General features: G+C 72.6%; 14 protein-coding genes. 6 read left to right on the forward strand and 8 right to left on the reverse strand.

Annotated elements, in window-relative coordinates:
- Positions 1 to 98 precede the first annotated feature (98 nt).
- Both ACFWRT_RS03265 and ACFWRT_RS03270 read right to left on the reverse strand, forming a co-directional pair.
- Positions 99 to 1841, reverse strand: coding sequence for an FAD-dependent monooxygenase (locus tag ACFWRT_RS03265; RefSeq protein ID WP_380952746.1), 1743 nt, complete (start codon positions 1839 to 1841; stop codon positions 99 to 101).
- A gap of 295 nt (positions 1842 to 2136) precedes the next feature.
- Positions 2137 to 2586, reverse strand: a complete 450-nt coding sequence (locus ACFWRT_RS03270; RefSeq protein ID WP_380952747.1) for an SRPBCC family protein — start codon at positions 2584 to 2586, stop codon at positions 2137 to 2139.
- Between the two features lie 454 nt (positions 2587 to 3040).
- Here ACFWRT_RS03270 and ACFWRT_RS03275 point away from each other — a divergent pair, with 454 nt between their 5' ends.
- Positions 3041 to 3670 carry a TMEM175 family protein gene (locus tag ACFWRT_RS03275; RefSeq protein WP_380952748.1) on the forward strand — a complete coding sequence of 210 codons (630 nt, stop codon included), beginning with the start codon at positions 3041 to 3043 and terminating at the stop codon, positions 3668 to 3670.
- Positions 3671 to 3708: 38 nt separating this feature from the next.
- Here the strand turns inward: ACFWRT_RS03275 and ACFWRT_RS03280 are convergent, their stop codons facing one another.
- Positions 3709 to 4290, reverse strand: a complete 582-nt coding sequence (locus ACFWRT_RS03280) for a snapalysin family zinc-dependent metalloprotease (protein WP_380952749.1) — start codon at positions 4288 to 4290, stop codon at positions 3709 to 3711.
- A gap of 349 nt (positions 4291 to 4639) precedes the next feature.
- Between ACFWRT_RS03280 and ACFWRT_RS03285 the strand changes: the two genes are divergently transcribed.
- The 3 genes from ACFWRT_RS03285 to ACFWRT_RS03295 all read left to right on the forward strand — a co-directional run bounded on the left by ACFWRT_RS03285 (position 4640) and on the right by ACFWRT_RS03295 (position 8104).
- Positions 4640 to 5545, forward strand: a complete 906-nt coding sequence (locus tag ACFWRT_RS03285) for an NAD-dependent protein deacetylase (RefSeq protein WP_380952750.1) — start codon at positions 4640 to 4642, stop codon at positions 5543 to 5545.
- Positions 5546 to 5673: 128 nt separating this feature from the next.
- Complete coding sequence (locus tag ACFWRT_RS03290) at positions 5674 to 7089, forward strand: NAD-dependent succinate-semialdehyde dehydrogenase (RefSeq protein WP_380952751.1); 1416 nt, start codon at positions 5674 to 5676, stop codon at positions 7087 to 7089.
- A 187-nt stretch (positions 7090 to 7276) separates the two neighbouring features.
- Positions 7277 to 8104, forward strand: a complete 828-nt coding sequence (locus ACFWRT_RS03295; protein ID WP_380952752.1) for an aldo/keto reductase — start codon at positions 7277 to 7279, stop codon at positions 8102 to 8104.
- Positions 8105 to 8183: 79 nt separating this feature from the next.
- Here the strand turns inward: ACFWRT_RS03295 and ACFWRT_RS03300 are convergent, their stop codons facing one another.
- The 4 genes from ACFWRT_RS03300 to ACFWRT_RS03315 form a co-directional block, all read right to left on the reverse strand.
- Positions 8184 to 9206, reverse strand: coding sequence for an ABC transporter substrate-binding protein (locus ACFWRT_RS03300; RefSeq protein WP_380952753.1), 1023 nt, complete (start codon positions 9204 to 9206; stop codon positions 8184 to 8186).
- A 15-nt stretch (positions 9207 to 9221) separates the two neighbouring features.
- The gene (locus tag ACFWRT_RS03305) at positions 9222 to 10007 is read right to left on the reverse strand and encodes an ABC transporter ATP-binding protein (RefSeq protein WP_380952754.1); all 786 of its coding nucleotides are present in this window, start codon (positions 10005 to 10007) and stop codon (positions 9222 to 9224) included.
- On the reverse strand, positions 10007 to 11116 hold the full coding sequence (locus ACFWRT_RS03310; RefSeq protein WP_380952755.1) for a FecCD family ABC transporter permease: 1110 nt from the start codon (positions 11114 to 11116) through the stop codon (positions 10007 to 10009). The genes ACFWRT_RS03305 and ACFWRT_RS03310 overlap by 1 nt, the downstream gene beginning before the upstream one ends.
- Before the next feature lie 263 nt (positions 11117 to 11379).
- Positions 11380 to 11622 carry a hypothetical protein gene (locus ACFWRT_RS03315; RefSeq protein WP_380952756.1) on the reverse strand — a complete coding sequence of 81 codons (243 nt, stop codon included), beginning with the start codon at positions 11620 to 11622 and terminating at the stop codon, positions 11380 to 11382.
- Between the two features lie 488 nt (positions 11623 to 12110).
- Between ACFWRT_RS03315 and ACFWRT_RS03320 the strand changes: the two genes are divergently transcribed.
- Positions 12111 to 12446: an antibiotic biosynthesis monooxygenase family protein gene (locus tag ACFWRT_RS03320; protein ID WP_380952757.1), complete on the forward strand. Its 336-nt coding sequence runs from the start codon at positions 12111 to 12113 to the stop codon at positions 12444 to 12446.
- 285 nt (positions 12447 to 12731) lie between these two features.
- A complete protein-coding gene (locus tag ACFWRT_RS03325) occupies positions 12732 to 25013 on the forward strand; it encodes an amino acid adenylation domain-containing protein (RefSeq protein ID WP_463287513.1) in 12282 nt (4093 codons plus the stop codon).
- A gap of 241 nt (positions 25014 to 25254) precedes the next feature.
- Here ACFWRT_RS03325 and bla read toward each other — a convergent pair whose 3' ends face one another.
- Positions 25255 to 26214, reverse strand: a complete 960-nt coding sequence (gene bla / locus ACFWRT_RS03330; protein WP_380952759.1) for a class A beta-lactamase — start codon at positions 26212 to 26214, stop codon at positions 25255 to 25257.
- Between the last annotated feature and the right edge of the window lie 81 nt (positions 26215 to 26295).

Here is a 26295-nt window from a genome sequence, read left to right on the forward strand (position 1 = left end):
ATCCTCCCCACCATCACCCACCCCTCCACCCTCATCACCCTCACCCTCACCCCCGAACACGGCGCCACCATCCACACCCAAGCCACCACACCCACCACCTAGCCCCACCCCTGCACCCCCACCCCACCACCAGGCACGCACCAAAGATCCAGCACATCCTCCAGAGCGTCCCCGCCGTCATCAGCCCAGGCCACGTAACCATCAGGCCGCACCAGCAACGCCCCCACCCCGATTCCCGCCACCGGCTCGGCCCGCACCGTACGCACCCAACGCCCCCGGCCGGGCCCGGGCACACCCGCCCCACCACCGAGCCCCGGCCCGAATCTCAGCAGCAACATCCGGCCCTCCCGCAACAGGCCCACAAGATCCGCAGGCCCATCCTCCGTACGCAGAGCCACATTCCGCAGAAACCGGCCCTCCCACGACGAAGGCCTCGCGGACCGCGCCGGCACAACGGTGTCCTGCCCACTCACCATCAGAGCAAGGCGCTCCGCACCACCCGCCCCGCCCGCGGACAGCGCCTCCCGAGCAGCCCGGGCCGACGGCATCCGCATCAGCTCCACCTGCGCCCGCACACTCTCGACCACCCGGGCCGCCGCTGGCCGCCGCTCCGCGTCATACGAATCGAGCAGCCCCTCACCCGCCGTCTCCCGCACCGCCAGCGCGAGCTTCCACCCCAGATTCACCGCATCCAGCAAGCCGGTGCTCAACCCCTGCCCACCCACGGGGAAATGCACATGCGCGGCATCTCCGGCCAGCAGCACCCGCCCCGCACGGTACGTACACGCAAGCCGCGAGAAATCACTGAACCGGCCCAGCCACCGCGGCTGCACCATCCCGACCTCCCGCCCCAGGATCCGGGAGACCTCCCCCCGGAGCTCCTCCAGGCCCACCGGACGGCCACGGTCCGCCACCGGCCCCGAACCATCCACCGTCCGCACCAGAACCTTGCCGTTCTCCACGCCCTTCACCACCACCCACCCACGCGACGTCCGATGCCACCCCGGCACCAACACCCCCCGCCCCTCCACCCGCACCACACCGGTCAACGCCGACACCGACGCCGCCCTCGTCTCGCACCGCACACCAGCCAGCTCACGCACCGCACTACGAGCACCATCAGCACCCACCACAAACCCCGCCTTGAAGACCCGGCACCCCCCAGGCCCCTCAGCCACCACCCGCACACCCCCACCAAACTGCCGCAGCCCCACCACCCGACACCCCCGAACCACCCGCACCCCCACACCCAGCGCCCGTACCTCGAACTCCCGCTCCAACTGCGCCTGCGCACACTTCAGAACCGGAACCGGCTCACCCGCCGGAACCCCGATCACCAACCCCGCAACACCCCCGAAATGAAACGCACCCCCCACCCCACCACCCACCGGTGACCACGCCCCCGGCACATACCCCCTGCGCACCAGAGACTGCACCGCCCGCGCATGCACCGTCGTCGCCCTCGGCCGCCCCGAGCCCCCCACCCCCGCCTCCAACACGACCACCCTCACCCCGAACCCACCCAACTCCGCAGCAAGCAACAACCCCACCGGGCCCCCACCCACCACCACCACATCAACCCGACCCAGCACCACCAGCCCCCAACCCCCGACACCCCGACACACCCGGACAACACCCAAGGAGCCACGGCCCAACGGCCACTCAGGGCCCACAACCATACCGGCCAACTGGTTCTTTTTTGGCTTACCCTTTACGAAAACTTTTCTCCCACCAACACCAACACCCCGCCAACACCACCCCCCAACCAACACAACCACCCCGGAATATGGCGCCACCCACCCAAACAACCCGCAAAGAACAAACCCACTGCCCCAGCGCATCCTCCATCGCCTCCATCACCGCGAGTTGTTGAAGGAAGCGATGGTTGAACTGATCCGACCAACACCAAAGCGGCATAAACGCTCAAGATCATGCTCGACAGGGTGAGTTGAAGAAATTCACAGAACCGGTGACCGGGTCAGTCAGCGGGACTGACCGGACGAAGTCGTGCTTGTCCGCGGCGGAACCGGCCTTCGGTGTTCATCACAGGCCCGATTCGCCTACTCGACAAGGCGCGGAGCGCCGGAGAGGACGCCCACCGCATCACCTCGTTGATCTTGACTTCCGAACGCTTGGTCAGAGCGCGCGCTCGGCGGCGACCTTGATGCGCCGACCGAAGTCAGGGGCGTCCTTGCGTGACGCGCCACCCGCCAAGGGGAGCAGGAGTTTGCCGATGCCGTGGCCCTCGAGGACGTTGAAGAGGCGCACCCGGGTTCCGCCGCCGGGATCCGGCTCGAGGTCGTAGCCGCCTTCTCGCACAGTGATCGAGTTGTGGGAGGCCTCACGCCGGCGGATGCGTGTCGGGGTGGTCAACTCTGTTATCTCGAAGTCCCGATGGGTCTTCATTCCCGCGTCCTTGACGGTGCTGTGAAAGACGGTACCCGCCCCCGTCGCTCCGTCCGGACTCTTGTCGATCTTGAGCACTCGTGGGCTGAAGTCGGGGTCGTTCCGCCCGTCCGTCAAGTAGGTGAACACAGCGTCGATGGGGCGGTCGATGGTGACGGTGGCCTCGAACTCAGTACTCATACGCCTCTCCCGGAAAGCGTGGTACCGGCCGGGACCGCAGCAGGCGGTGGTCCGGACCGCGTACGTCGGCTCCGGCACGGTCGGCGTCGGTCGCGTGAGGGGGAGCACCCACCCAGATCCGAACTCATACATCGGCGTGGATCGCGTGACCATGCGGGTGCGGGGCGGCACCGGTCGCCGTCCCCCAAGGATACCGCCGACGCCTCTGAGCGGCAGGAATGAACGATACGGCGGACTTCACCCGCAGTGCCGACGGGTCTCCAGGTCTCCGGGAACACACATGCCCCGAGGTGCCCAACCCGGACCTGCCGACGTCCATCAGGGAATAGGGCACCAACCCTTCGCCCGTCGGCTCACGGGTCCGGCTTGACGGCCTGGGCCCGTGATCGGTGATCGGTGAGCGGCGTGCCCGCAGTCGGAGCAATTCGGCGTCGATCCCGGGCCAGGAGCCAGGGTGAGCCGGGTGAGTAACGGCAGCCACCCATCAGCACGCCCCGACCGCCTGATCACGTTGTCGGACGGCATCTTCGCGATCGCCATGACCCTGCTCGCCCTCGATGTGAGGGTCCCGCCCAACCTGGACTCCGAGCAGTTCCACGATGCCCTGCGCGAGAGCTCCCCGCAGCTCGCCGCCTACGCGCTGAGCTTCCTCATCCTGTGCGTCTTCTGGCGCGACCAGCGGCAGATCCTGCTGATGTCCGCGAAGACGGGCGGCCTTTCGCAGCATCTGGCCCTCGCGGTGCTCGGCATGATCGCGCTGGTCCCCTTCCCCACCTCCATCCTCGCCGAGTACGGGGCACGCGAGCCGTGGGCGGTGGTGATGTACGCCGCGACCATCTGCCTCATCGACCTGCTGCAGCTCGCCATGTTCGCGACGCTGAGGGGCCGGCACGGTGTCCGCGCCGTGGGCGAGTGGCGGGACACCGCGGCAGACCTGAGCGCGACGATCGCGGTGTTCGGAGCCTCCGTACCCATCGCCTTCTTCGCCCCGCAGGCGGCCATGTGGTGCTGGCTCGCCCTCTTCCCCGTCAAGGCCGCCCTCGGCCGGCAGGAGGGGCTCCGGAGCGCCCGGCAGGACGGCTGAGACCCGGTGCGATGGGTACGTGCTCGTCCGCCGCGCCGCTACGGCGCGTCCACCAGGATCCGTCCGTCGGCCGGGGTGCGCGAGGCGAGGCCGTTGGCGTAGAAGGATTCGACGCGGGACTGCTCCGTGGCGTTCGGGACCGCGTTCCTGCAGCTGGTTCCGGCGCTCGAGCCTGACATCAGCTGGGAGCACGGGCCGGGTTTGGTGTCCGGCAGGCCCAGGCTGTGGCCGATCTCGTGTGCGGTGATGCGGGTCTTGTCGTGCCCCTGGGAGACCGCCTGGCTGCCCAGCTCCACCCGGACCTGGCCGCCCGGTCGGACCGGGCCGAGTGTGGCCTGCGGCCAGCCGCTGGTGGCCACGATCTGGATCTCGGCGCGTGCGCCGGGCGCGGCCTCGACCAGCCTGACGTTGTCGACGTTCGCGTTCCACGAGGCGACCCCTGCCGCGATCGCCGCCTCCCAGCCGCCCGCGCGGCTGTCGTCGTAGCGGAGTGTCACCACGGCTGCCGCGCTTTCCGTGTCGTACCGAGACGGCGCCTGCGTGGCGCTCGCCGCCGTGACGGTGGTCAGGGTGATCGCCGCGGCGATACCGGCCGCCTTCAGCGCTGTCGATTTCAGCATTGCTGTCCCTTCACTCATGGGGGCTCGGCTCCGGGCGGAGCCGAGAGTGCGGGAGGACGACTGCCGCCAACCTGCCTTTCCGCAGGGCCGGTTGGCGAACCTCCGGGAGCCGCAGAACCTATGCCCACAGAGAGCTATCCGTCATGCCCCTGTCATGCGAGACAGGCCGGAAACAGGCGGTACGGATCGCAACGCGGCAGCACCTACCCGCGCCGGGCTGCAACCGCCGCGCATGGCTCTGGCCGGATAGCGCTGGTCTCCCACGGGTCAGGGGCCGGGACGGTGCGCCCGTGGCGCGGTGGCGGCGCCAGGTGCTGGGGGCCGGCGGCCCGTTCCGTACGCTGGGGGCATGCGCATGCGCCCCACCCTGAGCTGGACCCCCACCGAGGAGCTGTCGCCGGGCACCACCGATCTGGAGCCGGTCGCCGACGCGCTGAGCGATGGCGGTGTACTGGTGCTGAGCGGGGCGGGCATCTCCACCGAGTCGGGCATCCCCGACTACCGGGGCGAGGGCGGAAGCCTGAGCCGGCACACCCCGATGACGTACCAGGACTTCACCGCCGACCCCCAGGCCCGCCGCAGGTACTGGGCGCGCAGCCATCTCGGCTGGCGCACCTTCGGCAGCGCCCGCCCCAATGCCGGGCACCGGGCCGTGGCCTCGTTCGAACGGCACGGCATGCTCTCGGGCGTGATCACCCAGAACATCGACGGCCTGCACCAGGCCGCCGGCAGCGAGGAGGTCGTGGAGCTGCACGGGAGCCTGGACCGGGTGGTCTGTCTCTCCTGCGGCAGCCTCAGCCCGCGCCGCGAGCTCGCCCGGCGGCTGGAAGAGGCCAACGAGGGCTTCGCGCCCGTGGCCGCCGCGATCAACCCGGACGGCGACGCCGACCTCACCGACGAGCAGGTCGGGGACTTCCGCGTGGTGCCGTGCACCGTCTGCGGCGGCATCCTCAAACCCGACGTGGTGTTCTTCGGGGAGGCCGTGCCCGTGGAGCGGGTCGAGCACTGCCGCGCGCTGGTCCGCCAGGCCACGACGCTGCTCGTCCTGGGCTCCTCACTGACCGTGATGTCCGGGCTCCGGTTCGTCCGTCAGGCGGCCCGGTCCGGACAGCCCGTACTGATCATCAACCGGGATCACACACGGGGCGACCGCCACGCCGTCACCCGCGTCGCGCTCCCGCTGGGGACGGCCCTCACCACCCTGGCCGGCCGGCTGGGCATCCCCGCCGACGAGGGGTCGGCCGGGACCGGGTGAGGTCAGCCAGGGACGTGATCCCGATATGGATGCCTTTGGGTGAGTTTCCCGTGCGCTGAGTCGGGAACTCGCAGGGAGGCGGAGCGCAGGGTTCCGCCTCGTGCAGCACCCGTCGTTCTGGAGCTTTCATGTCAGAGCAGCGCAAGAGTCCGTTCGCCACCGTCAATCCGTACACCGGGGAGACCCTCGCGGAGTTCCCGGCCATCGAGGGCGCGGAGGTGGACGCCGTCCTGGAGACCGCCGGCGACGCCTTCGACGCGTGGCGGCAGCGGAGCATCGAGGAGCGTGCCGCGCTGGTCGGGCGCGTCGCCGGGCTGATGAAGGAGCGCAAGGAGACCTTGGCGCGCCTGATCACCCTGGAGATGGGCAAGCTGATCTCCGAAGCCCGCGGGGAGGTGGATCTCGCCGCGTCGATCCTCGCGTACTACGCGGAGCACGGCCCCGCGTTCGCGGCCAGGGAGCCGCTCGACGTCGAGGAGGGCGAGGCGTTCCTCGTCAGTGAGCCGCTCGGGGTCCTGCTCGGCGTCATGCCCTGGAACTTCCCGCTCTACCAGGTGGTGCGCTTCGCGGGGCCCAACCTGGTGCTGGGCAACACCGTTCTCGTCAAGCACGCCGGAATCTGCCCGCAGTCCGCGCTCGCCCTGGAGGTGCTGTTCCGCGACGCGGGCGCGCCCGAGGGCGTCTACACGAACCTGTTCGTGAGCCACGACGAGATCTCGCGCATCATCGACAGCCCGGTGGTGAAGGGCGCCTCGCTGACCGGCAGTGAGCGGGCCGGAGCCCAGGTCGCGGAACGGGCCGGGCGCAACATGAAGCCCAGCCTGCTGGAGCTGGGCGGCAGCGATGTCTTCATCGTGCTCGACGGTGAGAACCTGGAGCGTACGGTCGGCGCCGCGGTGGCCGGCCGGATGGCCAACACCGGGCAGAGCTGCGTGGCGTCGAAGCGGTTCATCGTGCTCGCGGAGGTCTACGACGACTTCGTCGAAGGGATGCGCGGCACGTTCGCGGCACTCACGCCCGGCGATCCGTCCGACGAGGCGACGACGCTGGGGCCGCTCTCCTCCGAGCAGGCCGCCTCCGACCTGGCCGAGCAGATCCGCGAGACCGTGGAGCAGGGGGCTGAGCTGCTGATCGGCGGCGGCCGGATCGACCGCCCCGGGGCCTTCGTCCAGCCGACGATCCTCACCGGCGTCAAGCCCGGCATGCGGGCGTACGCCGAGGAGCTCTTCGGGCCCGCCGCCGTGATCTACCGGGTGGAGGACGAGGACGAGGCCATCGCGCTCGCCAACGACAGCCAGTACGGCCTCGGCGGGTCCGTGTTCTGCTCGGACGTGGACCGGGGCCGCCGGGTGGCCGAGCGGGTGGAGACCGGCATGGTCTGGGTCAACCACCCGACCTCGACCCAGCCCGACCTGCCGTTCGGCGGGATCAAGCGCTCCGGCTACGGGCGGGAGCTCTCGAAGCTCGGCATGCAGGAGTTCGTCAACCGCAAGCTCGTGCGTGTGCTGCCGCCGGACGCCGAGCTGAGCGGCATCGCGGGCTGAGCGGCATCGCGGGCCGAGGAGTTCCCGGGCCCGTCCCGCGCCCGGCCCCCGGTCCGCCTTCCCGCCTTCCCGTCGGCCCGCCTTCCCGTCGGCCCGTCGTGCCCGTCCGCAGGCGGACCGGCACGGCCACCCATCCCGTACACACCCCTCTCAGCGCCTTCCGAGGCGTCGACACCAAGGAGTCACCGTGCCCGCAGTACCCGACATCACCCTCAACAACGGCGTGACGATCCCCCAGCTCGGCTTCGGGACCTTCCAGATCCCGCCGGAGGAGACCCGCGAGACCACGCTGGCCGCTCTGGAGACCGGTTACCGGCACATCGACACGGCCGAGATGTACGGCAACGAGAAGGAGGTCGGGCAGGCGGTCCGCGACTCCGGGCTCGACCGCGCCGACGTCTTCGTGACGAGCAAGCTGAACAACGACGCGCACCGGCACGACGAGGCGCTGCGGGCGTTCGACCGCAGCATGGAAGAGCTCGGTCTGGAGTACCTGGACCTCTTCCTCATCCACTGGCCCCTGCCGGGTTCGGGGGACTTCGTGGAGACCTGGAAGGCCATGGAGGAGATCTACCGGTCCGGCCGGGCCAAGGCGATCGGGGTCTCCAACTTCCAGCCGAACCACCTGCGCCGGCTCCTGGAGGGCAGCACGGTGGTGCCCGCCGTCAATCAGATCGAGGTGCACCCCTACCTCACGCAGGACGCCGTACGGGCCTTCGGCGCCGAGCACGACATCGCTACGGAGGCCTGGTCGCCCATCGCCCAGGGCAAGGTGCTCTCGGACCCGGCGATCACCCGGATCGCCGAGCGGGTGGGCCGCTCGGCCGCGCAGGTGGTGCTGCGCTGGCACCTGCAGCGCGGGGACATCGTCTTCCCGAAGTCGGTGACGCTGAAGCGGATCCAGGAGAACTTCGCGCTCTTCGACTTCGAGCTCACCGAAGGCGACATCGGTGAGATCTCCGCCCTCAACCGTGACGAGCGCACGGGGCCCGACCCGGACACGTTCAACGGCTGACCTGGACGTCAGGTGGTGTGCGAGGGCCCGGCCGCGGGGAGCGATCCCGGGGCCGGGCCCTCTCGTACCCATGGACGCGCTACGAGGCGGACTTCCGCAGGTCCGCCGCCAGCGAGCTGATGGCCGCGGGATTGCGCGGGCTCTCGACCAGGTCCACGTAGTCGAGGACGACGATCCGGTCGTTCTTGATCGCGGAGACGTTCGCGAGCGGCTTGTAGGACTTCAGGAACGTGCGCTTCTGCTCGGCTCTGGTGTCCCCGTAGTTGTTGATGACGATGACCTCGGGGTCGCGGTCGACCACCGTCTCCCAGCCCACCGTCGTCCAACTGTCCTTGAGGTCCTTCATGATGTGGTCGCCGCCGGCCTTGGTGATGATGTCGTGCGGTCCGGCGTACGCGCCCGAGGTCAGCGGCTTGTCCTTCCCGTCGTCGTACAGGAAGACGCGCGGGCGGTCACTCCCCTTCGGCGCCTTCGCCTGGGCGTCGGCGACCTGCTTCCGGAAGGACGCGATGAGGGTGTCCGCGCGGTCCTCCACGTCGAAGATCTTCCCGAGGTTCCCCAGGTCCGTGTAGAGCGCTTCGAGGGGCGGCATGACTCCGCGGGCCTTGCCCTGGCCGTTGCGGCACGATTCGCTCAGCAGGTACGAGTCGACGCCGACGCGCTTCAGCTCGGCGGGGGTGAAGCCCTCGCCCTCGTTGAAGCCGTAGTTCCAGCCGGCGAAGACCAGGTCGGCGCGGGCGCCGAGGACCAGTTCCTTGTTGATGCGCTCCTTGGAGAGCCACGTCGTCTTCTTGTAGCCGTCCTTCCACGGGACGGACGTCATGTCGCCCTTGTCGTCGGGCATCACGTATCCGGCCATGTGGTCCTCGAGTCCGAGGGCGAACATGATCTCGGTGATGCCGACGTCGTTGGTCACGACGCGCTGGGGCGCCTTGTCGTAGCTCTTCCTCTCTCCGCAGTTCTCGACGGTCACCGGGTAGTGCCGGTCGGCCTTCGCGCTGTCGTCCTTCCCGTCCGACTGCGGCGTGACGTCCGCTCCGCAGCCGGTGAGGGCCAGGGCGGCGGCGAGTACGAGGGCTGCGGGACGTATGCGGTTCTGCATGGTGGGCGGGGCTCCTCAGGGGGTGGCGGGGCGGGCTCGGGGGAGGTCGAAGAGCAGTTGCAGCGCGCCGGTCTCGGGGTGGGCGACGCGGTGCGCCCGTACGCCGAAGACCTCGGCCAGCAGCTCGGTGGTCAGGACGTCGTCCGGGGCTCCGGAGGCGACGATCCGGCCGCCGTCGATGACGTGGACCAGGTCGCAGTGGAGGGCGGCGAGGTTGAGGTCGTGCAGGGCGGTGAGCACGGTGAGGCCGCTGCCGCGGACCAGGGCGAGGATCTCCAACTGGTGGGCGATGTCGAGGTGGTTGGTGGGCTCGTCGAGCACCAGGACCCGGGGCTGTTGGGCGAGCGCGCGGGCGATGAGGACGCGTTGCCTCTCGCCGCCGGAGAGGGTGAGGAAGCCGCGTTCGGCCAGGTGGGCCGCGCCGACCCCGGCCAGTGCCTCGGCGCAGCGGCCGCGGTCCTCGTCGGTCACCCGGGCCATCGGGCCCTGGTGCGGCATACGCCCCATCGCCACGATCTCCGCCACGGTGAAGTCGAACTCCGCGACCGCGTCCTGCGGGAGCGCTGCCAGCCGCCGGGCGCCCTCCCGGGTGCTCAGGGCGTGGAAGTCGTCACCGCCGATGCGGACCGTGCCGGACGAGGGGCGCAGGGCCCGGTAGACGCAGCGCAGGAGCGTGGACTTCCCGCTTCCGTTGGGGCCGACCAGGCCGACGAGCTGCCCCTCCCCCGCCCCGAGGGTCACCTCGTCCACCAGGCGTGCGCCGGCGGTCTCGACGGTCAGCGCGTCGATGTCGATCCGCATCAGATGCCTCCGAAGGAGTAGGACCTGCGGCGCATCAGCAGGATGAAGCAGGGCACACCGATGACCGCGGTGAGGACTCCGACCGGGAGTTCGGCCGGGGCCAGCACCACGCGGGAGAGGATGTCCACCCAGATCAGCAGCACGGCTCCCGCGAGCGGTGCGACGAGCAGGACCCTCCGGTGGTCCGCGCCGACCATCATGCGTACGGCGTGCGGGACCATCAGGCCGACGAAGCCGATCGCTCCGCTCACCGCGACGACTGCCCCGGTGACGGCCGCCGAGACCAGGAACAGCTCCTTGCGCAGCCTCCCGGGGTCGACGCCGAGGGCGGCGGCGGTCTCGTCGCCCATGGCGAGGGCGTTGAGGCGCCGGGCCGACCAGCCGAGGTGGGCGAGGCCCACGAGCACCGCGCCGGCGGCGATCGGTACGGAGGCCCAGTTGGCGCCGCTCAGGCTGCCGAGCAGCCACATCATCGCCGAGCGGGCCGCCTCGCCGCGCTCGGCCGCGAACACCATGAAGGTGGTGACGGCCGAGAAGCCGTAATACATCGCGGTGCCCGTCAGGACGAGCCGGAGCGGGGTCAGTCCGCGTTCGGTGCGGGCGACCGCGTACACGAGCAGCATGGCGAGCAGGGCCGAGACGAACGCCGCCGTGGACAGGGCCCAGATGCCCAGCGCTCCCAGCACCCCGAAGATCAGTACGGCGTTGGCGCCGACCGCCGCGCCCGAGGAGATGCCGAGCACGAACGGGTCGGCGAGCGCGTTGCGGACCATGGCCTGGACGGCGACCCCGATGGCCGACAGCCCGGCTCCGACGATCGCGGCCAGCACGGCGCGCGACAGGCGCAGTTCCCAGACGATGGTGTACGCCGACACCTCGTCGGGTCCGATGGCGCCACCGGTCAGGCCCGCCCACAGATAGCGCAGCACCTCGGCCCACGAGAGGCCCGAAGCGCCGAGTCCGGCCCCGCAGACGAGGGAGACGGGGAGGGCCAGGCACAGGACCGCCAGGAGGATCGGCAAGGGTATGCGCCGGGGTGGCGGCAACCCCGTACCTGCGGGGGACGGGCGCGCGGGCTTGGCGGGTATGCGGTCGACAGACGTGGCCACAGGCCGGTCGCTTTCGCCTCGGGCCGTACGTCTGCGCAAGGAGGAGCGGCCCCGGACGGCGGACGCCCGCGCAGCGCCCTTCGCAGTCCACGGCGAATTGTCAGGAGCCTTCTCCGCCACGGGTGATCGGGCTTACGGAACCGAGGTTCCGCCTACCGTTGCGGGTCAGCGCCGGACTTCGACCGGACTTCCCCCGCGGCGAAGTCGCAGCCTATCCGGTGGCCGCGCCTGCCCTGGAGGGAGGGCGAGCGGCGGGAGCGGGGTCAGAGGAGGCCGTCGCGCACGTACTGCGGGATGTTGTCCAGGATCTCGCGGAGCCAGGGGCCGCAGACCGGCGACAGCCGGACCAGGGTGTTCCGGAACACTCCCGGGTCCGCCCGGAACGGGTGAGGGGTGCGCGGCAGGGGCGGGTCGTCGCGGAGGACGCCTTCGGGCAGGACGTCCGACGCCGGGACGGGCGGGTATGGTTCCGGCGAGCCCAGCCGGAGCCATACCCCGAAGGGCAACGGGACGCGGTAGGCCGAGGCGGCGGGGCCGGTGGGCGTCCAGGTCTCCCCGTCTGCGGATGGAGGGGTACGAGGAGGATGTCGGCGTCCGCGCCGGGAACGGGCCGTCCCGGTCCGGCCAGGACCCCGCGCGCCGTGGCGCCGGACCGGCGGGCAGCAGCGCGTCGAGGGCGCGGCCGCCCGGGCTCCGGGTCGGCGGCGAAGGTACCCGGGTCCATGATCACCATGAGCCGAGCCCCGTTCCCGTACACCTGATGGGCGTGGACCGGCAGGGCAACCGGGGAAAGCCGGGCGGTCAATCCGGCGCCGCATCCCGCACACGAAAACGAACAAATGTCCTCCACCGGGGCGGGAGGCATGGTCACAGTCCGCTGGTGACCGGCCAACCCGCTTTCGTACAGCGCGGGTCCTGGGCAGCGTGCCGGTTCCGGCAGCGCGGACCGGGGCCGCTGCTCCCTCCGCCAAGTGTCGTACGGCAGGATGAGGCCATGAGCGTAGTCAAGATCAATGTGCTGACCGTCCCCCAGGAACAACGCGAGACGCTGGAGAAGCGCTTCGCCTCCCGGGCCCATGCCGTCGAGAGCTCCGACGGGTTCGAGTGGTTCGAGCTCCTCCGGCCCGTCGAGGGCACGGACGACTACCTCGTCTACACGCGGTGGCGTGACGAGGCGTCCTTCCAGGCCTGGATGGAGGGCCCGATGAAGGCCGCCCATCAGGGGGGTGGCAGCGGCTCCGAGGGCGGCGAGCGTCCGAAGCCGGCGGCCAGCGGGTCCACCGTGTGGTCCTTCGAGGTCGTGCAGCAGACCGGTCCGGCCGGCGCGTAGTGAGCCGTCGGGTGTCCTGCCCGGCCGCCCGGCCGGGCAGGACACCCGGCATCACCGGTCCGCGCGCCGACCCTCCCCGGTCGATGCCGGCCTGATACCCGCGTCTTCTCTCGCCGGGGTCCGGATCAGACTCAGGGTGCACGCAGATTCCTCCCGCCGGTTGATCCGCTGCGAGCGGGACGTTCCTAAGATCATTACTGGGGGCCGGTGACCGGCCGGGAAATGATCAGTGCGTGCGTCGCCGCGCGTACGGGGGAACGGACTGACGGACCGGTGGACAACGACATGACACTGCTGGATGTACTGCTGGGCTCGGTCCGTGAGGCTCCCGGGCAGGTCGTCGTCCATGTCCGCGGCGACGGCAGCGAGCTGACCGTCTCTCTGCGTGAGCTGCTGGACGATGCGTTGCGGGTGGCCGGGGGCCTCCGGGAGGCCGATGTCGCGGCGGGGACCTGTGTGCCGTTGCTCGTCGATCGCAGCGAGGACTTCCAGCCGATGTTCTGGGGCGCGCTGGCCGCCGGTCTCGTGCCCGTACCGCTGGCTCCCGACGCCCGGCGCGTCCTGCCGGTCTGGGAGCACCTGGGCCGGCCGCCCGTCCTGGTGGACGCGGCGAACGGGCCGGTGGCCGGTGCACTGGCCGGTGACGTACGCGTTCTGACGCTCGATGTGCTGCGGCGGGGGCCCCTGCTGCGGGAACCCGTCGTCGCCGGGCCGGACGACGTCGCCTTCGTGCAGTTCTCCTCGGGATCCACCGGTGCGCCCAAGGGTGTGGAGGTGACCCATCGGGCGGTGCTGGCCAATCTGGAGCAGATACGGAAGGCCTCGGCGCTCGGTGCCGACGACGTCCTGGTCAGCTGGATGCCGTACTTCCATGACATGGGGCTCATCGGTACCCACCTCGCCCCGCTGGCCGCCCGCGCCAAGCAGGTCAAGATCGGGCCGCTGTCGTTCGCCAAGCGGCCCAGGATCTGGTTCGAGGTGGCGGACCGGCACCGGGCCACCGTGCTCTCCGCGGCCAACTTCGCCCTGGCGCTGGCCGTACGGCGGGTTCCGGACGAGGCCGTCGCACGGCTGGACCTGTCGGCCGTACGGCTGATGCTGGTGGGCGCGGAGCCGATCGCACCCGCTGTGTGGCGGGATTTCGCCCGCAAGACCCGCCCGGCGGGGCTCGATCCGGCGGCCGCCCAGCCGGTCTACGGGCTGGCGGAGGCGACGCTGGCGGTGACCTTCCCGCCGCCGGGGGAGGTGGCCGAGCCGCTGGTCCTGGACCGGGTCTCGCTGAGCCGGGGTGTGGCGGTGGACTCGGTGGTGGGCGAGGGGGCCGTAGAGCTGATGGACGTCGGACTTCCGGTGGCGGGATGCGCTGTACGGATCGTCGACGACGAGGGCGCGGAGCTCGGGGACCGGCGGGTCGGGCACATCCTGGTGAGCGGTCCTCAACTGGCCCGCGGTTACCACGGCCTTCCCGGTGTGAGCGCCGAGGTGTTCGCGGACGGGTGGCTGCGTACCGGCGATCTGGGATTCCTGCGGGACGGGCGGCTGTGCGTCACGGGGCGGCACAAAGATGTGCTGTTCCTCAACGGCCGGACCTTCCACGCCCCGGACCTGGAGGCGGTCGCGGCGGCGACCCCCGGGCTGCCGGCCGGTGCTCCGGCGGTGATCGGCTCGACCGATCCCCTGACCGGCGGGGAACGTGTCGTCGTGTTCGTCCCCTGGGCGCGGCCGCCGGGCGAGGCGGCGGAGGTGCTCGAACGGGTCGCCGCGCGGGTGCGCGAGGCACTGCTGCACGACGACGTACGGGTGCTGGCGCTGCCTCCGGGGGCCTTTCCCCGTACGACGAGCGGGAAGCTGCAACGGCAGCGGCTGCGGGAGCGGTTCGAGGCGGGTGTCCACGGAGCGGGTGGTGCGGCTTCGGCCGGTGGTGCGGCTTCGGCCGGTGGTGCCTCTTCCGCTTCCGTACGGGCCGAGGCGCCTCGGTCGCGCGGCGAGGCCGAACAGGTCGTACGGGAGGTGTGGGCGCGTGTGCTGGGGCGGGCCGTCGAGTCGATCGGGCTCCATGAACCGTTCGGCGGCCTGGGCGGGACGTCGCTCAAGGCCATGGAGGTGCTCGTGGCACTGGAGGACGCTTTCGGGCTGACCCTGGCGCCTGCGGTGATCCGGGACCACGGCACCGTCGCCGCGCTGGCCGGGCATCTGCTCACGGCCCTGCCCGCTCCGGGCCCCGGGCCGGTGCGTCCCGCGCCCGCGCCTCATGACCCGCAGGACAAGGACAGGGCAGCCGCCGCGGCCGTCATCGGCATGGCGTGCCGGTTCCCCGGCGCCGACACGCCCGACGCTTTCTGGGGCCTGCTCATCGACGGGGACGACGCCGTCGCCCCCGTACCGGAGGGGCGATGGGACGACCCCGGGGCCCGGCCGGCAGCGGCCCGGAAGCGCTGGGGTGCTCTGCTCGACGACCCCGCCGCTTTCGACGCCGGCTACTTCGGTATCGGCGAGGACGAGGCCCGCGCGCTCGATCCGCAGGCGCGGCTCTTCCTCGAACTCGCCCATGAGTCCCTCGAACGTGCCGGGTACGCGGGGCCCCGGCGGCGCGGGCGCCGGATCGGGGTCTTCGCGGCCGTCGGGGAGAGCGGCTACCGGGAGGTGCTGGACCGTGCGGCTGCCGACGGGTCTCCCCTGCCCGCCACGCTCACCGGGAACCTGCCCAGCCTCATCGCCGCCCGCGTCTCCCAGTGCCTCGACCTCGACGGTCCGGCGCTCGCCGTGGACACGGCGTGCTCGTCGGGGCTGGTGGCGCTGCATCTGGCGCGGCGCAGCCTCCTTGACGGGGAGTGCGACCTCGCCGTGGTCGGCGGGGTCAACCTCCACCTGACGTCGACCGGTCACCGTCTGCTGGAGGAGGCGCAGGCCCTCTCCCCCACCGGCCGCAGCCGCGCCTTCAGCGCCGACGCCGACGGCTTCGTGCCCGGCGAGGGCGGTGCGGCCGTCGTCCTCACGCGCTTGGACGCCGCCCGCGCCGCCGACGACTCCGTACTCGCGGTGGTCCGGGGCACGGCCGTCAACAACGACGGCCGTTCGATGAGCCTCATGGCTCCCAATCCGCTGCGGCAGCGCGAGGTCATCAGCCGTGCGTACGAGGCGGCCGGTGTCGATCCCGCTTCGGTGACCTACGTGGAGGCCCATGGAACGGGCACGGCCGTGGGGGATCCGATCGAACTGCGCTCGCTCGCCCACGCGTTTCCCGTACGGGCCGACGGCGAGCCGCGACTGCTCGGTTCGGTGAAGACGAACACCGGGCATCTGCTCAACGCGGCCGCCCTGCCTGCCCTGGTGAAGGTCGTGCTGGCGCTGAGCCACCGCAGGCTTCCCCCGTCGTTGCACCATGCCTCTCCGTCACCGGGCCTCGCGCCCGCCGGATTCTCCGTGGTGACCGAGGCGCGGGACTGGACCTCTTCCGGACTGCTCGTGGCGGGCATCAACGCCTTCGGTTTCGGTGGCACCAACGCCCATGCCGTGCTGGAGGAGGCCCCGCGCCGCGCCTTGCACGCCGGCGCCTCGCGCGCCGGTTCCTCGTGCGAGGGTGCCTCGCGCGTCGGCTCCTCGTACGAGAGCTCCTCGGCCGGGCCGCATCTGCTGACGCTGTCGGCCCGGAGCGCGGACGGGCTGCGGGAGGCGGCGGACCGGTTGGCCGCCCACCTCGACGAGCACCCGGAGCTGCACGAAGGGGATGTCTGCCTGACCGCGAGCACGTCCCGGGACGACGGTCCCCACCGGCTCGCCGTGGTCGCGGACGGTGATCTGCGGGCCAGGCTCGCGGCGTCCGTGCCGGGCGTGGAGAGCATCGCCCGTTCGCGGCCGCGGCTCGTCTTCCTGTTTCCCGGGCAGGGCGCGCAGTTCCCCGGGCGGGACCGGGCGCTGTACCGGACGGCGCCGGTGTTCCGGGACACGCTCGACGAGGCGTCCGCGCTCCTCGGGCCGGTGTGTGGGCGCCCCCTGGTGGACTGGGGCCTGGATCCGGACGCGGACCCCGAGGTGCAGGCCAGGACGGAGGTGGCGCAGCCGCTGCTCGTCGCCTCCGGAGTCGCGCTCGCCCGGCAGGTGCGGGAGTGGGGTGTGGAGCCGGACGCGGTCGCCGGGCACAGTGTCGGGGAGATCGCCGCCGCCTGTGTCGGCGGGGTGCTGACCCTGCGGGACGCCGTACGGTTCGCTGCCGAACGCGGCCGTCTCATGGGCGCGTTCACCGAGCCCGGTGCCATGATCGCCGTACGGGGAAGTGAGGAGGCCGTCGCCGCGGTGATGGCGGAGGCCGACGGTGATCTCGCCGTGGCCGCGTACAACGGGCCGGGGCTTCAGGTGCTCTCCGGTTCCGTCACAGCGGTGGAGAGGGCCGCCCGCGATCTCGATGCCCTGGGCATTCCCGTACGTCGTCTGCGGGTCTCCCGGGCCTTCCACTCGCCGCTCATGCGCCCGGTCGCCGAGCGGCTCGCCGACGCGGCGCGTGCGCTCACCCTCCATGAACCGTCCGTCCCCCTGATGAGTACGGTCACCGCCGAGTGGCAGCCGGTCCTGGGTCCGGAGTATCTGCGCGAACACGCCCTGCGGCCGGTGCTGTTCGGGGCTGCCGTGGAGCGTCTGGCCAGGGAGGGGTACGACACGTTCGTGGAGGTCGGGCACGGGGCGACCCTGTCCGGCGCGGCACGCGCGGCGGCGGCCGCGGCTGCGGTACGTCAGGGGGCGGACGCAGACGCGGACGGGCGGAGTGGGGCGGCAGCGGGCCGGGACGGTGCCGTGCTCGTGGTGCCCGCTCTCCCGGGCGGCGGCGAGGGCGGCACCTCGGCCTCTGCCGGTGACGGGCGCCGGGCGCTCCTGGAGACCATCGGGCGGCTGTGGTCGCGTGGTGTGCCGCTGGACCGTACCGCGCTCGACGCGGACCACCACCGGGTTCCGCTGCCCACCTACCCCTTCCGGCGCGACCGGTACTGGGCGGATCCGCCCGTGAGTCCGCTCCTGCACCACGTGCGGTGGGAAGAAGCCGGCTTGCCCGGAGCGCCGACGGCGGCCGTGCGTTCCGTCCTGCTGACCGGTCCTGACGCCGCGTCCGTCAGCCGGCTCGCCGGGCAGCTCGCCGCCGAGGGCGTCCGGCCGCACACCGGGGGCGAGGAGCCGCCGGACGCCGTGGTGCTGGTGGCCGGTCCCGCGCCCGCCCAGGAGGACGCCGACGCGCTCGGCCGGGCGCAGGAGACCGCGCTGGCCGCCTTCGGTGAGGCCCTCGCCCGGCTGGACGAGACCCGGGCGCGCCGGATGCTGGTGCTCACGGAGGACGTCCACACCACCGGGGCCGCGCCCGAGCGGCCGCAGCCGGCCCATGCGGTGCTGGCCGGGCCGCTGCTGGCTCTGCCGCAGGAGACGCCGGGCTGCTCGGCCACCGGGGTGGACCTCTGCTCGCTGGACACCCCTGCCCAGCGGTTGGCCGCCGTGCTCGCCGAACTCCGGGCGGGCGGCGCCCCGGGTGGGACCACCACGGTCGCCTGGCGCGCGGGCCGCAGGCTCACCCGGGGGATCGCGCCGCTGGCGGTGAGGGATGCGGCGGCGTCCCCGTTGCCGCCCGACGGCACCTTCCTCATCACCGGGGGCGGCGGCGGGATCGGCGGTGCGCTCGCGCGGGAGCTGGCCGGAAGGGGCCGCCCCACGCTCGTACTCGCCGGGCGCTCCGCCCAGCCCCCCACAGGGCTCGTCGAGGAGCTGCGGGCCCTGGGCGCCACCGTGCGCTACCGCGTGGCCGACGTCTCGGTGGAACGGGACGTCGACACGCTCCTCGCCCGACTGCCCCGTCTGGACGGCCTCTTCCACGCGGCGGGGGTGGTCCGCCCCGGCACGCTGCGGAACAGGAGCGGGCGGGAGACGGCCGACGCCCTGGCCGCCAAGACGCGGGGTGCTTGGCTGCTCTCGCAGGCCCTGCGGCGGCACGGGCTCGCCCCGGCGGTCTGTGTCGCGTTCTCCTCGGTCTCCGCCCTGCTCCCCGGTCTGGCGGGCGCGTTGGGCGACTACGCCGGTGCCAACGCCTTCCTCGACGCGTTCGCCGCGTCGGAGCGACGGGCGGGCCGGCCCTGGCAGTCCGTGAACCTCGCCGCGTTCGCCGAAACGGGCATGGCCGCGGGCCTCGGCTCCGGGGCGGGACCGGGTTCCGCCGCCGTACAGCGCGTCGGCAGCCGGCCGGTGGCCACTGCTCCCGCGCTGGCGGCGCTCCGTACGGCGTGGAGCGTCGACGCGGCGCAACTGGTGCTGGCCGACCTGGCGCCGGCCGAGCCCCGTGTCGATGTCCCGGGGGCCGTGGCGTCGCTGCGTGTGCCGGGGGCGGTGCCCGGGTCCGTACCGGATGCGCAGCTTCTCTCCCCGCCGGTGGCCGCGGATGCTGTTACGCGTACGGGTTCGGGTACCGCCGCGCTGTTGCGCCGGCTCCTGGCGGCGGCGTTGCGGCTGTCTCCCGCCGAGGTCTCCGACGACGCGCCGTTCCTCTCGCTCGGCCTGGACTCGCTCGCCGCCGTCGACCTCGTACGGCAGTTGGAGCGGGAGCTGGGTGCCTCCCTGCCGGCCACGCTCTTCTTCGAGTACCGGACCGTCCGCGAACTCGCCGCGCACCTCGATGCCCCGGCCGGCCCGCCCCCGGCGGCCCCGACATCCCCCTCCCCCGTAACGGACGGGGTGCCGTTCACACTGGACGGGGTGCCGTTCCCGCTCACCCCCGTCCAACTGGCCCTGCACACCAGCGGGCGGCTCCACCCGGACATCCCGGCCCACGGATACGTACGCCAGACCGTCCGGGGCCCCCTGGACAGCGCGCTCCTCGGCCGCGCGCTCACCCTGCTCGCCGACCGGCACACCATGCTGCGGGTCCGCGTCGAGGACCGCACGGACGAGAACGGCACGACCGCGCCCCGGCAGTACATCGCGCCGCCCACCGCCCTGTCCGTCTGGTACGAGGTGCGGGAGGACGCCGGGCGTATCGAGGACCTCGAAAGCGCCCTGCGCAACCGGCCGTTCGACCTCTCCGCCGAGCCTCCCGTACGGGCGGTCCTCACCCGGGAGAGCCCGGACCTGGCCCATCTGACACTGGTCATCCACCATGCGGCCGGCGATGGCTACAGCCTCAACGTCCTCGCCGAGGATCTCTGGTCGCTCTACACCGCCCTCGCCCACGGGCAGGAGCCGGCAGCCGAGCCGTCGCTGCCCGCTCTCGGCACCGACTTCGCGCGGTTCTGCGCCGCTGCCGCCGAGGAGCGCTCCTCGGCGGCCGGTGCCCAGGCTCTCGCCGCCGACCTGCGCTACTGGTCGGAGCGGCTGGCCGGCCGGGGCGAGGCGCTGCGGCTGCCGTACGACGGTGATCCCGACGCCCTCCCGACCGCTCCCCTGGCGACCCATGGAAGCGCCCTCGACGCGCCGCTGACCGCCGCACTGGAGAAGCGGGCCGCCGAGCACGGCGTGAGCCTGTTCCATCTGCTGCTCGCCGCCCATGTGCGGTGCCTGGGCCGGTGGAGCGGACAGAGGGGGGTCGCGGTGAACGTGGCCCGCGCCCGGCGGGACGCCAGGCTGCCGGGTCTGGACCGGCTCGTGGGGCCGCTCGCCGACACCCTCCCGCTGCTCATCAGCAGGAGCGACCCGGACGAGTCGGTGTGGGAGCTGGCCGAACGGGTCGGACGGGTCTGGCTGGAGAGTGAGCGGCATGCGGCGCCCACCAGCCTCGACCTGGCCCGGCTGCTGCCGGGCGGGCCGAGCGGGGCCGGGCCTCGGACGGTGAGCCCGGCCGGGTTCAGCTTCGCCCGCTTCCCGGCCGCCCTCGACGCGCGGTGCCCGGTGGCCGTGCGGCCGACCGCCGCCGGGACCGGCACTCCGGCGACCCGCCTCAGCCTGCTGTGCTGGCAGGACGGCGAGGTCCTGCGCTTCTCCTGGAACTTCCCCGTCCGTCTCTTCGCACCGGAGACGGTGGCGCGTCTGGACCGCGACTTCCACGGTGAGCTGGCCGCCCTGACGGACGCCGAGGCCGCACACCCGGAGCCGGAATCCCGGTCCGCCACGATCGTGGAACGGCTGCTCGCGCGGTTCCGGGCCGCCCCGGAAGCGGTCGCCATCGACACGGGCGCCGAGACCCTGACGTACGGGGAACTCGACCGCGCCTCCCACGGCCTCGCGGCCCGCCTCCTGGCCCACGGCGTCACGCCGGGGAGCCTGGTCGGGCTCCTGACCGAGCCCGGCGCCGACGCCGTCGTCTCGGTCGTCGCCGTCCTGCGCGCCGGCGCGGGCTGGGTGCCGCTGGACTCCGGCCACCCGACCGCGCGCCTCGCGGACCAGCTCACCCGCTCGGGCGCCCGTACCGTGCTCTGCCACGCCGCCACCCGTGCGGCGGGCGAAGCGCTCGGTGATGTCACCCTGGTCTCCGCCGACGGGGCCGAACCCACCTCGCAGGGGGGTGCCGAAGAGCCGGTCGGACCCGTCGACGCGGAGGCGATCGCCTACGTGATCTTCACCTCCGGCTCCACCGGTCGGCCCAAGGCCGTGCCCATCACCTACCGTTCGATGGAGAACTACCTCTCCTGGGCCCTCGGCACCTTCGGGTACGACGAGCACGACCGTCTCGCCCAGACGGCGTCGCTCTGCTTCGACGCCTCCGTCCGCCAGGTCCTCGCCCCGCTGCTCGTCGGGGCGACCGTGGTGACGATGGACCGGGACCTCCTGCGCGACCCCGGCCTCCTGCTGACCCACGTCGAACGCACCCGGATCACCGTGTGGAGCTCCGTACCCACCCTCTGGGAACAGCTCCTCACCGCCGCCGAGGAGCGGGTACGACGCGGAGCGCCGCGACCGGATCTGACCGCCCTCCGGTGGATCCACGTCGGCGGCGAAGCCCTGTCACCCGCTCACGTACGCCGCTGGTTCGATCTCTTCGGCAGCGGACAGCGCATCGCCAACCTGTACGGGCCGACCGAAGCGACCATCAACACCACCTGCCACATCATCGGCGCCCGGCCCGGCGACGACGTACGGCAGCTCCCCATCGGCACTCCCGTGGCCGGAACGGAGGTGGAGATCGTCGGGCCCGACGGGGAGCTCCGGCAGCCCGGCGAAGCAGGTGAGCTCCTCATCGCGGGGATCGGCCTGACCGCCGGATACCTCGGTGAACCGGCCCTGACCGCAGCCGCGTTCACGAACCGGCGAGGACGGCGCTGGTACCGCAGCGGCGACCGGGCACGGGTCGCCGAGGACGGCACCCTGGAGTTCCTCGGGCGGCTGGACGACCAGGTGAAGGTCCGGGGCAACCGGGTCGAGCCCGGCGAGATCGAGGCCGTGCTGCAGGCGCATCAGGACATCACCCAGGCCGTCGTCCTCCTCCAGGACGGCCGCCTCGTGGCGTTCGTGACCCCGAGGACAGGGGCGCACGCGGCGGATGCGGTGGCGCTTCGGCTGTATCTCGCCGGGACGCTGCCGCCGTACATGGTTCCGTCCCGCATCATCTCGGTCGCCAGGATGCCGCTCACCGGCACGGGCAAGATCGACCGGCGCCGGCTGACGGCCCTCCCGGCGGGCGCGCGGAAGGAGGGCGGTGACGGTCCCGTGGAGCGCGCAGACGTCTCCCGTACGGCGCCACTGACGCCGACCGAGGTCCGGCTGGCCCGCATCTGGTCCGTGCTGCTCCAGACCGACGAGGTGTGCCGTGAGGACGACTTCTTCGCGCTGGGCGGCGACTCCCTGCTCGTACTGGAGGTGTTCGCCCGGCTGGAGAAGGAGGGCGGGCCGCTCCCCCGGCCGACCGTGATCTACCGTCACCGAACCCTGGCCGCCCTCGCCGGCGCCGTGGACGCGGCCGCCGCGGATGCGGCTGACCCGTCCGTCGCCGGGGCGTCCGCCGCCGGCGCGGAGACGGGAGGGGCGGAGACAGACGAGGCAGAGGCGGGTGGGCCGGGGCCCCTGCCCTTCCCTCTCACGCCGACCCAGCGGGGCTTCCTGCTGGCCGAGGCCATCGCGCCGGGTGAGTCATCGTCCTGGCTCACGCGGCTGCGCCTGCGGGGCCCGCTCGACACCACCCGGTTCCAGCAGGCGGTGGACGCCCTCGTCGTACGGCATCCCATGCTGCGCACCGTCTTTCCCGCCGGAACACGCCCGGCCGTCCAGCAGGAGCTGCCGCCGTCACTGCGCCTGCCGGTCGACTTCGAGACCGTCACCGCACCGCACGGCATCGAGGAGGCGACCGCAGCCGAACGGACGCGCCGCTTCGAACCCTGGGCCTGGCCCCTGCTGCGCCTGCGGGTGCTCACCCTCGCCCCCGAGGACCACGTCCTGCTGGTGCACGCGCACCACATCATCGGCGACGGCTACAGCGCGGCGCTCCTGATCCGGGAGCTGACGACCGTGTACGACGCGCTGTCCCGGGGCGAGGAGCCGGCCCTGGCCCCGCTGCGCAGCACGTTCCGCGACCACGCCGCCCGTCTCGCCGTACGGGCGGACGCGACCGCCACCATCGGTGCCGGTGCCGATGCCGTCACGACCGGGGTTACGGCGACGCGGGACGGGAGCCGATGGGCGCTGCTGAGCGCGCCCTACCCGAAGCCGGTGCTGAGCGGCGGGAGCAGCGATGAGGCGGGGCGTCACGCGCCGTTCCTCACCCACGGGTTCACCCTCGGGGCCGACCAGGTGGAGAAGCTGCGCGGGCTCGCCTCCCGCACCGGCGCCACCCTCTACGCCCCCGTGCTGACCGCCTACTACCGGGCGCTCGTGGCCGCGACCGGCCGGGAAGATCTGGTGCTCGGCCTCGCCGTCAGCGGCAGGGACCTGGCCCTGCCGGACGCCCACCGGGTGTTCGGCCCCTACGCCACGGCCGTCCCGCTGCGGCCGGCCGGTCCGGACTCCGGGCGGCCTTCGGGCGCGGACTTCGAGGACGATCTGCGGCGGATCGTCGCCGAGGCGACGTCGGCGCAGGTCCATGACGGTCCCGTGCCCTCGCTGCCCGACGGGCTGCCCCTGGCCTCACAGTTCTTCTTCACCTATCTGGACTTCTCCGCTCTCGGGCCGGAGAGCGGGCGGACCCCGGCGGTCGGCCGTCAGGACAGCGTCGGCGAGTACACCCTTCCTCCGGTCGGTACGGATGTGTTCCTGGCGGTCGGACTGGAATCCGGGCAACTGCGGCTCACCGTCCGCGCGTCGGCGTCGGCGTTCACACCGCGGGCGCTGGCCGCGTTCGCGGAGGCGCTACGGGACGCGCTGACGCACGCGGCGGCCGAGCCGGGGCGGGTGCCCAGGCCGGTGACGGTGCCCGGGCCGGTGCACGCAGCAGTGCCCGGGCCGGTGCACGCACCGGTGCCGGTGCCTAGGCAGTGGCTCGCCGGGAGCCGGGCCGTGACGAGCCCGAGTCCGGGCCCGGACGGGCCCGGCCAGGAGCCGCGCATGGATGCCGCGCTCATCGGCTACCTGCCCTCCCCGGCCCACCTCGCCCGGCTGGCCCGCCTGCCGGAGGCGGCGCTGCCCCGCGAGGAGCTGCGGACCCTGCTCTTCCCGGACGGGCGCCCCCGGCTCCTCGAAACCCTGAGCACTCCGCTGGGGCGTTCGGGCTTCGTGTGCGCCCCCCTGTTCGCGGACGAGCTGGCCCCCGGGCCCGCCCTCCTCGGGCACACCGCACACGGCGTGGAACTCGCCTCGTCTCTCGGCGCCCGATCCGTCTCGCTCGCCGGCATGATCCCTTCGCTCACCGGCTACGGGTTCGATGTCCTGCGCGCCATCGGCGGAAGCGGAGCCATCACGGCCGTGACCACCGGCCATGCGGCGACCGTCGTCTCCGTCGTCAAGACCGTCCACGCCGCGCTCGACGCCACCGGTCAGGAGCTGGGTTCCCTCACCGTCGCGTTCGTGGGGCTGGGCTCCATCGGCTCCTCCGCCCTGGAGCTGCTGCTCGGCCAGGCGAAGACCCCGCCCGCCCGGCTCCTGCTGTGCGACGTACCGGGCAGCGGACCCCGCCTGAAGGAGCTGGCCGAACGCCTCCGCGCACGCGGACTGGCCGACGCCGTCGACGTCACCGCGTCGGACGGAGGGCTGCCCGAGGCGGTGTACGGGGCACGCCTGATCGTCGCGGCGGTCAGCGGCGGCGGCACGCTCCTGGACGTCGACCGTCTCGAACCCGGTACGACCGTGGTCGACGACTCGTTCCCGCACTGCTTCGACACCGGGCGCGCCTTCGGCCGGATGGACCGGGCGAGGGACGTCCTGGTCGTGGGCGGCGGGCTGCTGAGCATCGGGACCGTCGAACGGCGGGTGGCCGACGGTCTGCCGGCCGCCGCGGTGGCCGGATACCTCGCCCAGCCCTCGATCCCGGGCACCATCGCCTCCTGTCGGCTGGAGTCCCTGCTCCACGCGTCCGGAACCGACGTGCCCCTCGTCCGCGGCCCGGTCGGCGCGGCCACCGGCCTGGCCTACTGGGCTGCGGCGGAAGCGGGCGGGACGGAGGCGGCGCCGCTCCATCTGCTCACCCGCACCATCGATACGGAGGTGGCCCGCCGGATCCGGCAAGGGGCATTCCCGGAATAGACGCAAGAAGTGTCCGCCCGAGCCCCTCCGGACGGCAGAAGGATCCGGATTGCGGGGCTCCGGAAGGGCGGATTCGCTTCCCGCAAGTCTCCGAGGCGGCACCGAACTTCCGCGCGCGAGATCTTCGGGCTCGACGACCTGGGCCAGCCGCTCCGGTACGTCCTGCCGCTCGGCCGCCACCGGGATTTGCCCGTGCCTTGGCCGCCACCCGGAGCTGCCCGTGTCGTAGAGCCCCGACCGCTCAGGCGAACGCGCCGAGGGCCACCTCGGCGGCCCCGGCGATCAGGGCGTCGTCGGTCTCGGCGTTCTTGGTGTCGCGCCGGGAGAGGACGGCGAGAGCGATCGGGGCGGCGCCGCCCGGGGGCCAGACGACGGCGATGTCGTTGCGGGTCCCGTAGCCGCCGGTGCCGGTCTTGTCGCCGACCTCCCAGCCGTTGGGCGTGCCCGCGCGGATGGTGTGGTCGCCGGTGGTGTTGCGCTTCAGCCAGTCGATGAGGAGGGCCCGCTTCTCGGCGGGGAGGGCGGACCCGAGGGTGTACGCCCGCAGATCGGTGGCCAGGGCGCGGGATGTGCTGGTGTCCCGGAGGTCGCCGGGGGTGGCGTCGCTGAGGGCGACTTCGTAGCGGTCGCAGCGGGTGACGCGGTCCCCGAGTCCGCGCAGGGCGTCCTGGAGGCCACGGGGGCCGCCCAGTTCACGGAAGAGGAGGTTGGCGGCGGCGTTGTCGCTGTACCGGATGGTGGCGTCGCACAGTTCCCGCAGCGTCATGCCGGTGGCGACATGCTTCTCGGTGATGGGCGAGTTGCTGATGATCTCCTCCTGGCCGTAGCGCACCAAGCGCTCCATCTGCGGAAGGGTCTTCCTGGCGAGTACGGCACCGGCGAGGAGGGCCTTGCAGGTGGAGGCGTAGGCGAACCGTTCGTCGGGGCGGTGGGCGATGGTCCGTCCGTCGCCCGTGTCGACCGCGTACACGCCCAGCCGGGCGTCGAACGTCCGCTCCAGTTCGGCGAAGGCGCGGTTGGTGCGGGGCAGGGCCGAGGCCGACGGCGCAGGCCTGCGGCCGGAGGGGCTCGGCCCGCTCCTCCCGTCGGTGGCGGTGTCCGGTCCGGCGGTCGAACAGCCGGTGAGCGGGAGCAGGGCGGCACCGGTCAGCGCGGCGAGTGCGGAGCGGCGTGAGACGTGGGCGTGCGTACGGGAGGGCACGGCGGAATACCTCTCTCTCGGCGGGTGGTCGTGAAGCCTTCTCGGCGGTGGGCGCGAGGCTCGGGCCGCGGCGTCGGCCTC

It is taken from the genome of Streptomyces cyaneofuscatus, from assembly GCF_042718795.1.
Lineage (GTDB): Bacteria > Actinomycetota > Actinomycetes > Streptomycetales > Streptomycetaceae > Streptomyces > Streptomyces cyaneofuscatus_A.

Excerpts from the sequence above, each read along its gene's own strand:
- ACFWRT_RS03265 (WP_380952746.1), bottom strand. The coding sequence starts at position 1,841 with ATGCGCTGGGGCAGTGGGTTTGTTCTTTGCGGGTTGTTTGGGTGGGTG.
- ACFWRT_RS03270 (WP_380952747.1), bottom strand. The coding sequence starts at position 2,586 with ATGAGTACTGAGTTCGAGGCCACCGTCACCATCGACCGCCCCATCGAC.
- ACFWRT_RS03280 (WP_380952749.1), bottom strand. The coding sequence starts at position 4,290 with ATGCTGAAATCGACAGCGCTGAAGGCGGCCGGTATCGCCGCGGCGATC.
- ACFWRT_RS03285 (WP_380952750.1), top strand. The coding sequence starts at position 4,640 with ATGCGCATGCGCCCCACCCTGAGCTGGACCCCCACCGAGGAGCTGTCG.
- ACFWRT_RS03290 (WP_380952751.1), top strand. The coding sequence starts at position 5,674 with ATGTCAGAGCAGCGCAAGAGTCCGTTCGCCACCGTCAATCCGTACACC.
- ACFWRT_RS03300 (WP_380952753.1), bottom strand. The coding sequence starts at position 9,206 with ATGCAGAACCGCATACGTCCCGCAGCCCTCGTACTCGCCGCCGCCCTG.
- ACFWRT_RS03305 (WP_380952754.1), bottom strand. The coding sequence starts at position 10,007 with ATGCGGATCGACATCGACGCGCTGACCGTCGAGACCGCCGGCGCACGC.
- ACFWRT_RS03320 (WP_380952757.1), top strand. The coding sequence starts at position 12,111 with ATGAGCGTAGTCAAGATCAATGTGCTGACCGTCCCCCAGGAACAACGC.
- ACFWRT_RS03325 (WP_463287513.1), top strand. The coding sequence starts at position 12,732 with ATGACACTGCTGGATGTACTGCTGGGCTCGGTCCGTGAGGCTCCCGGG.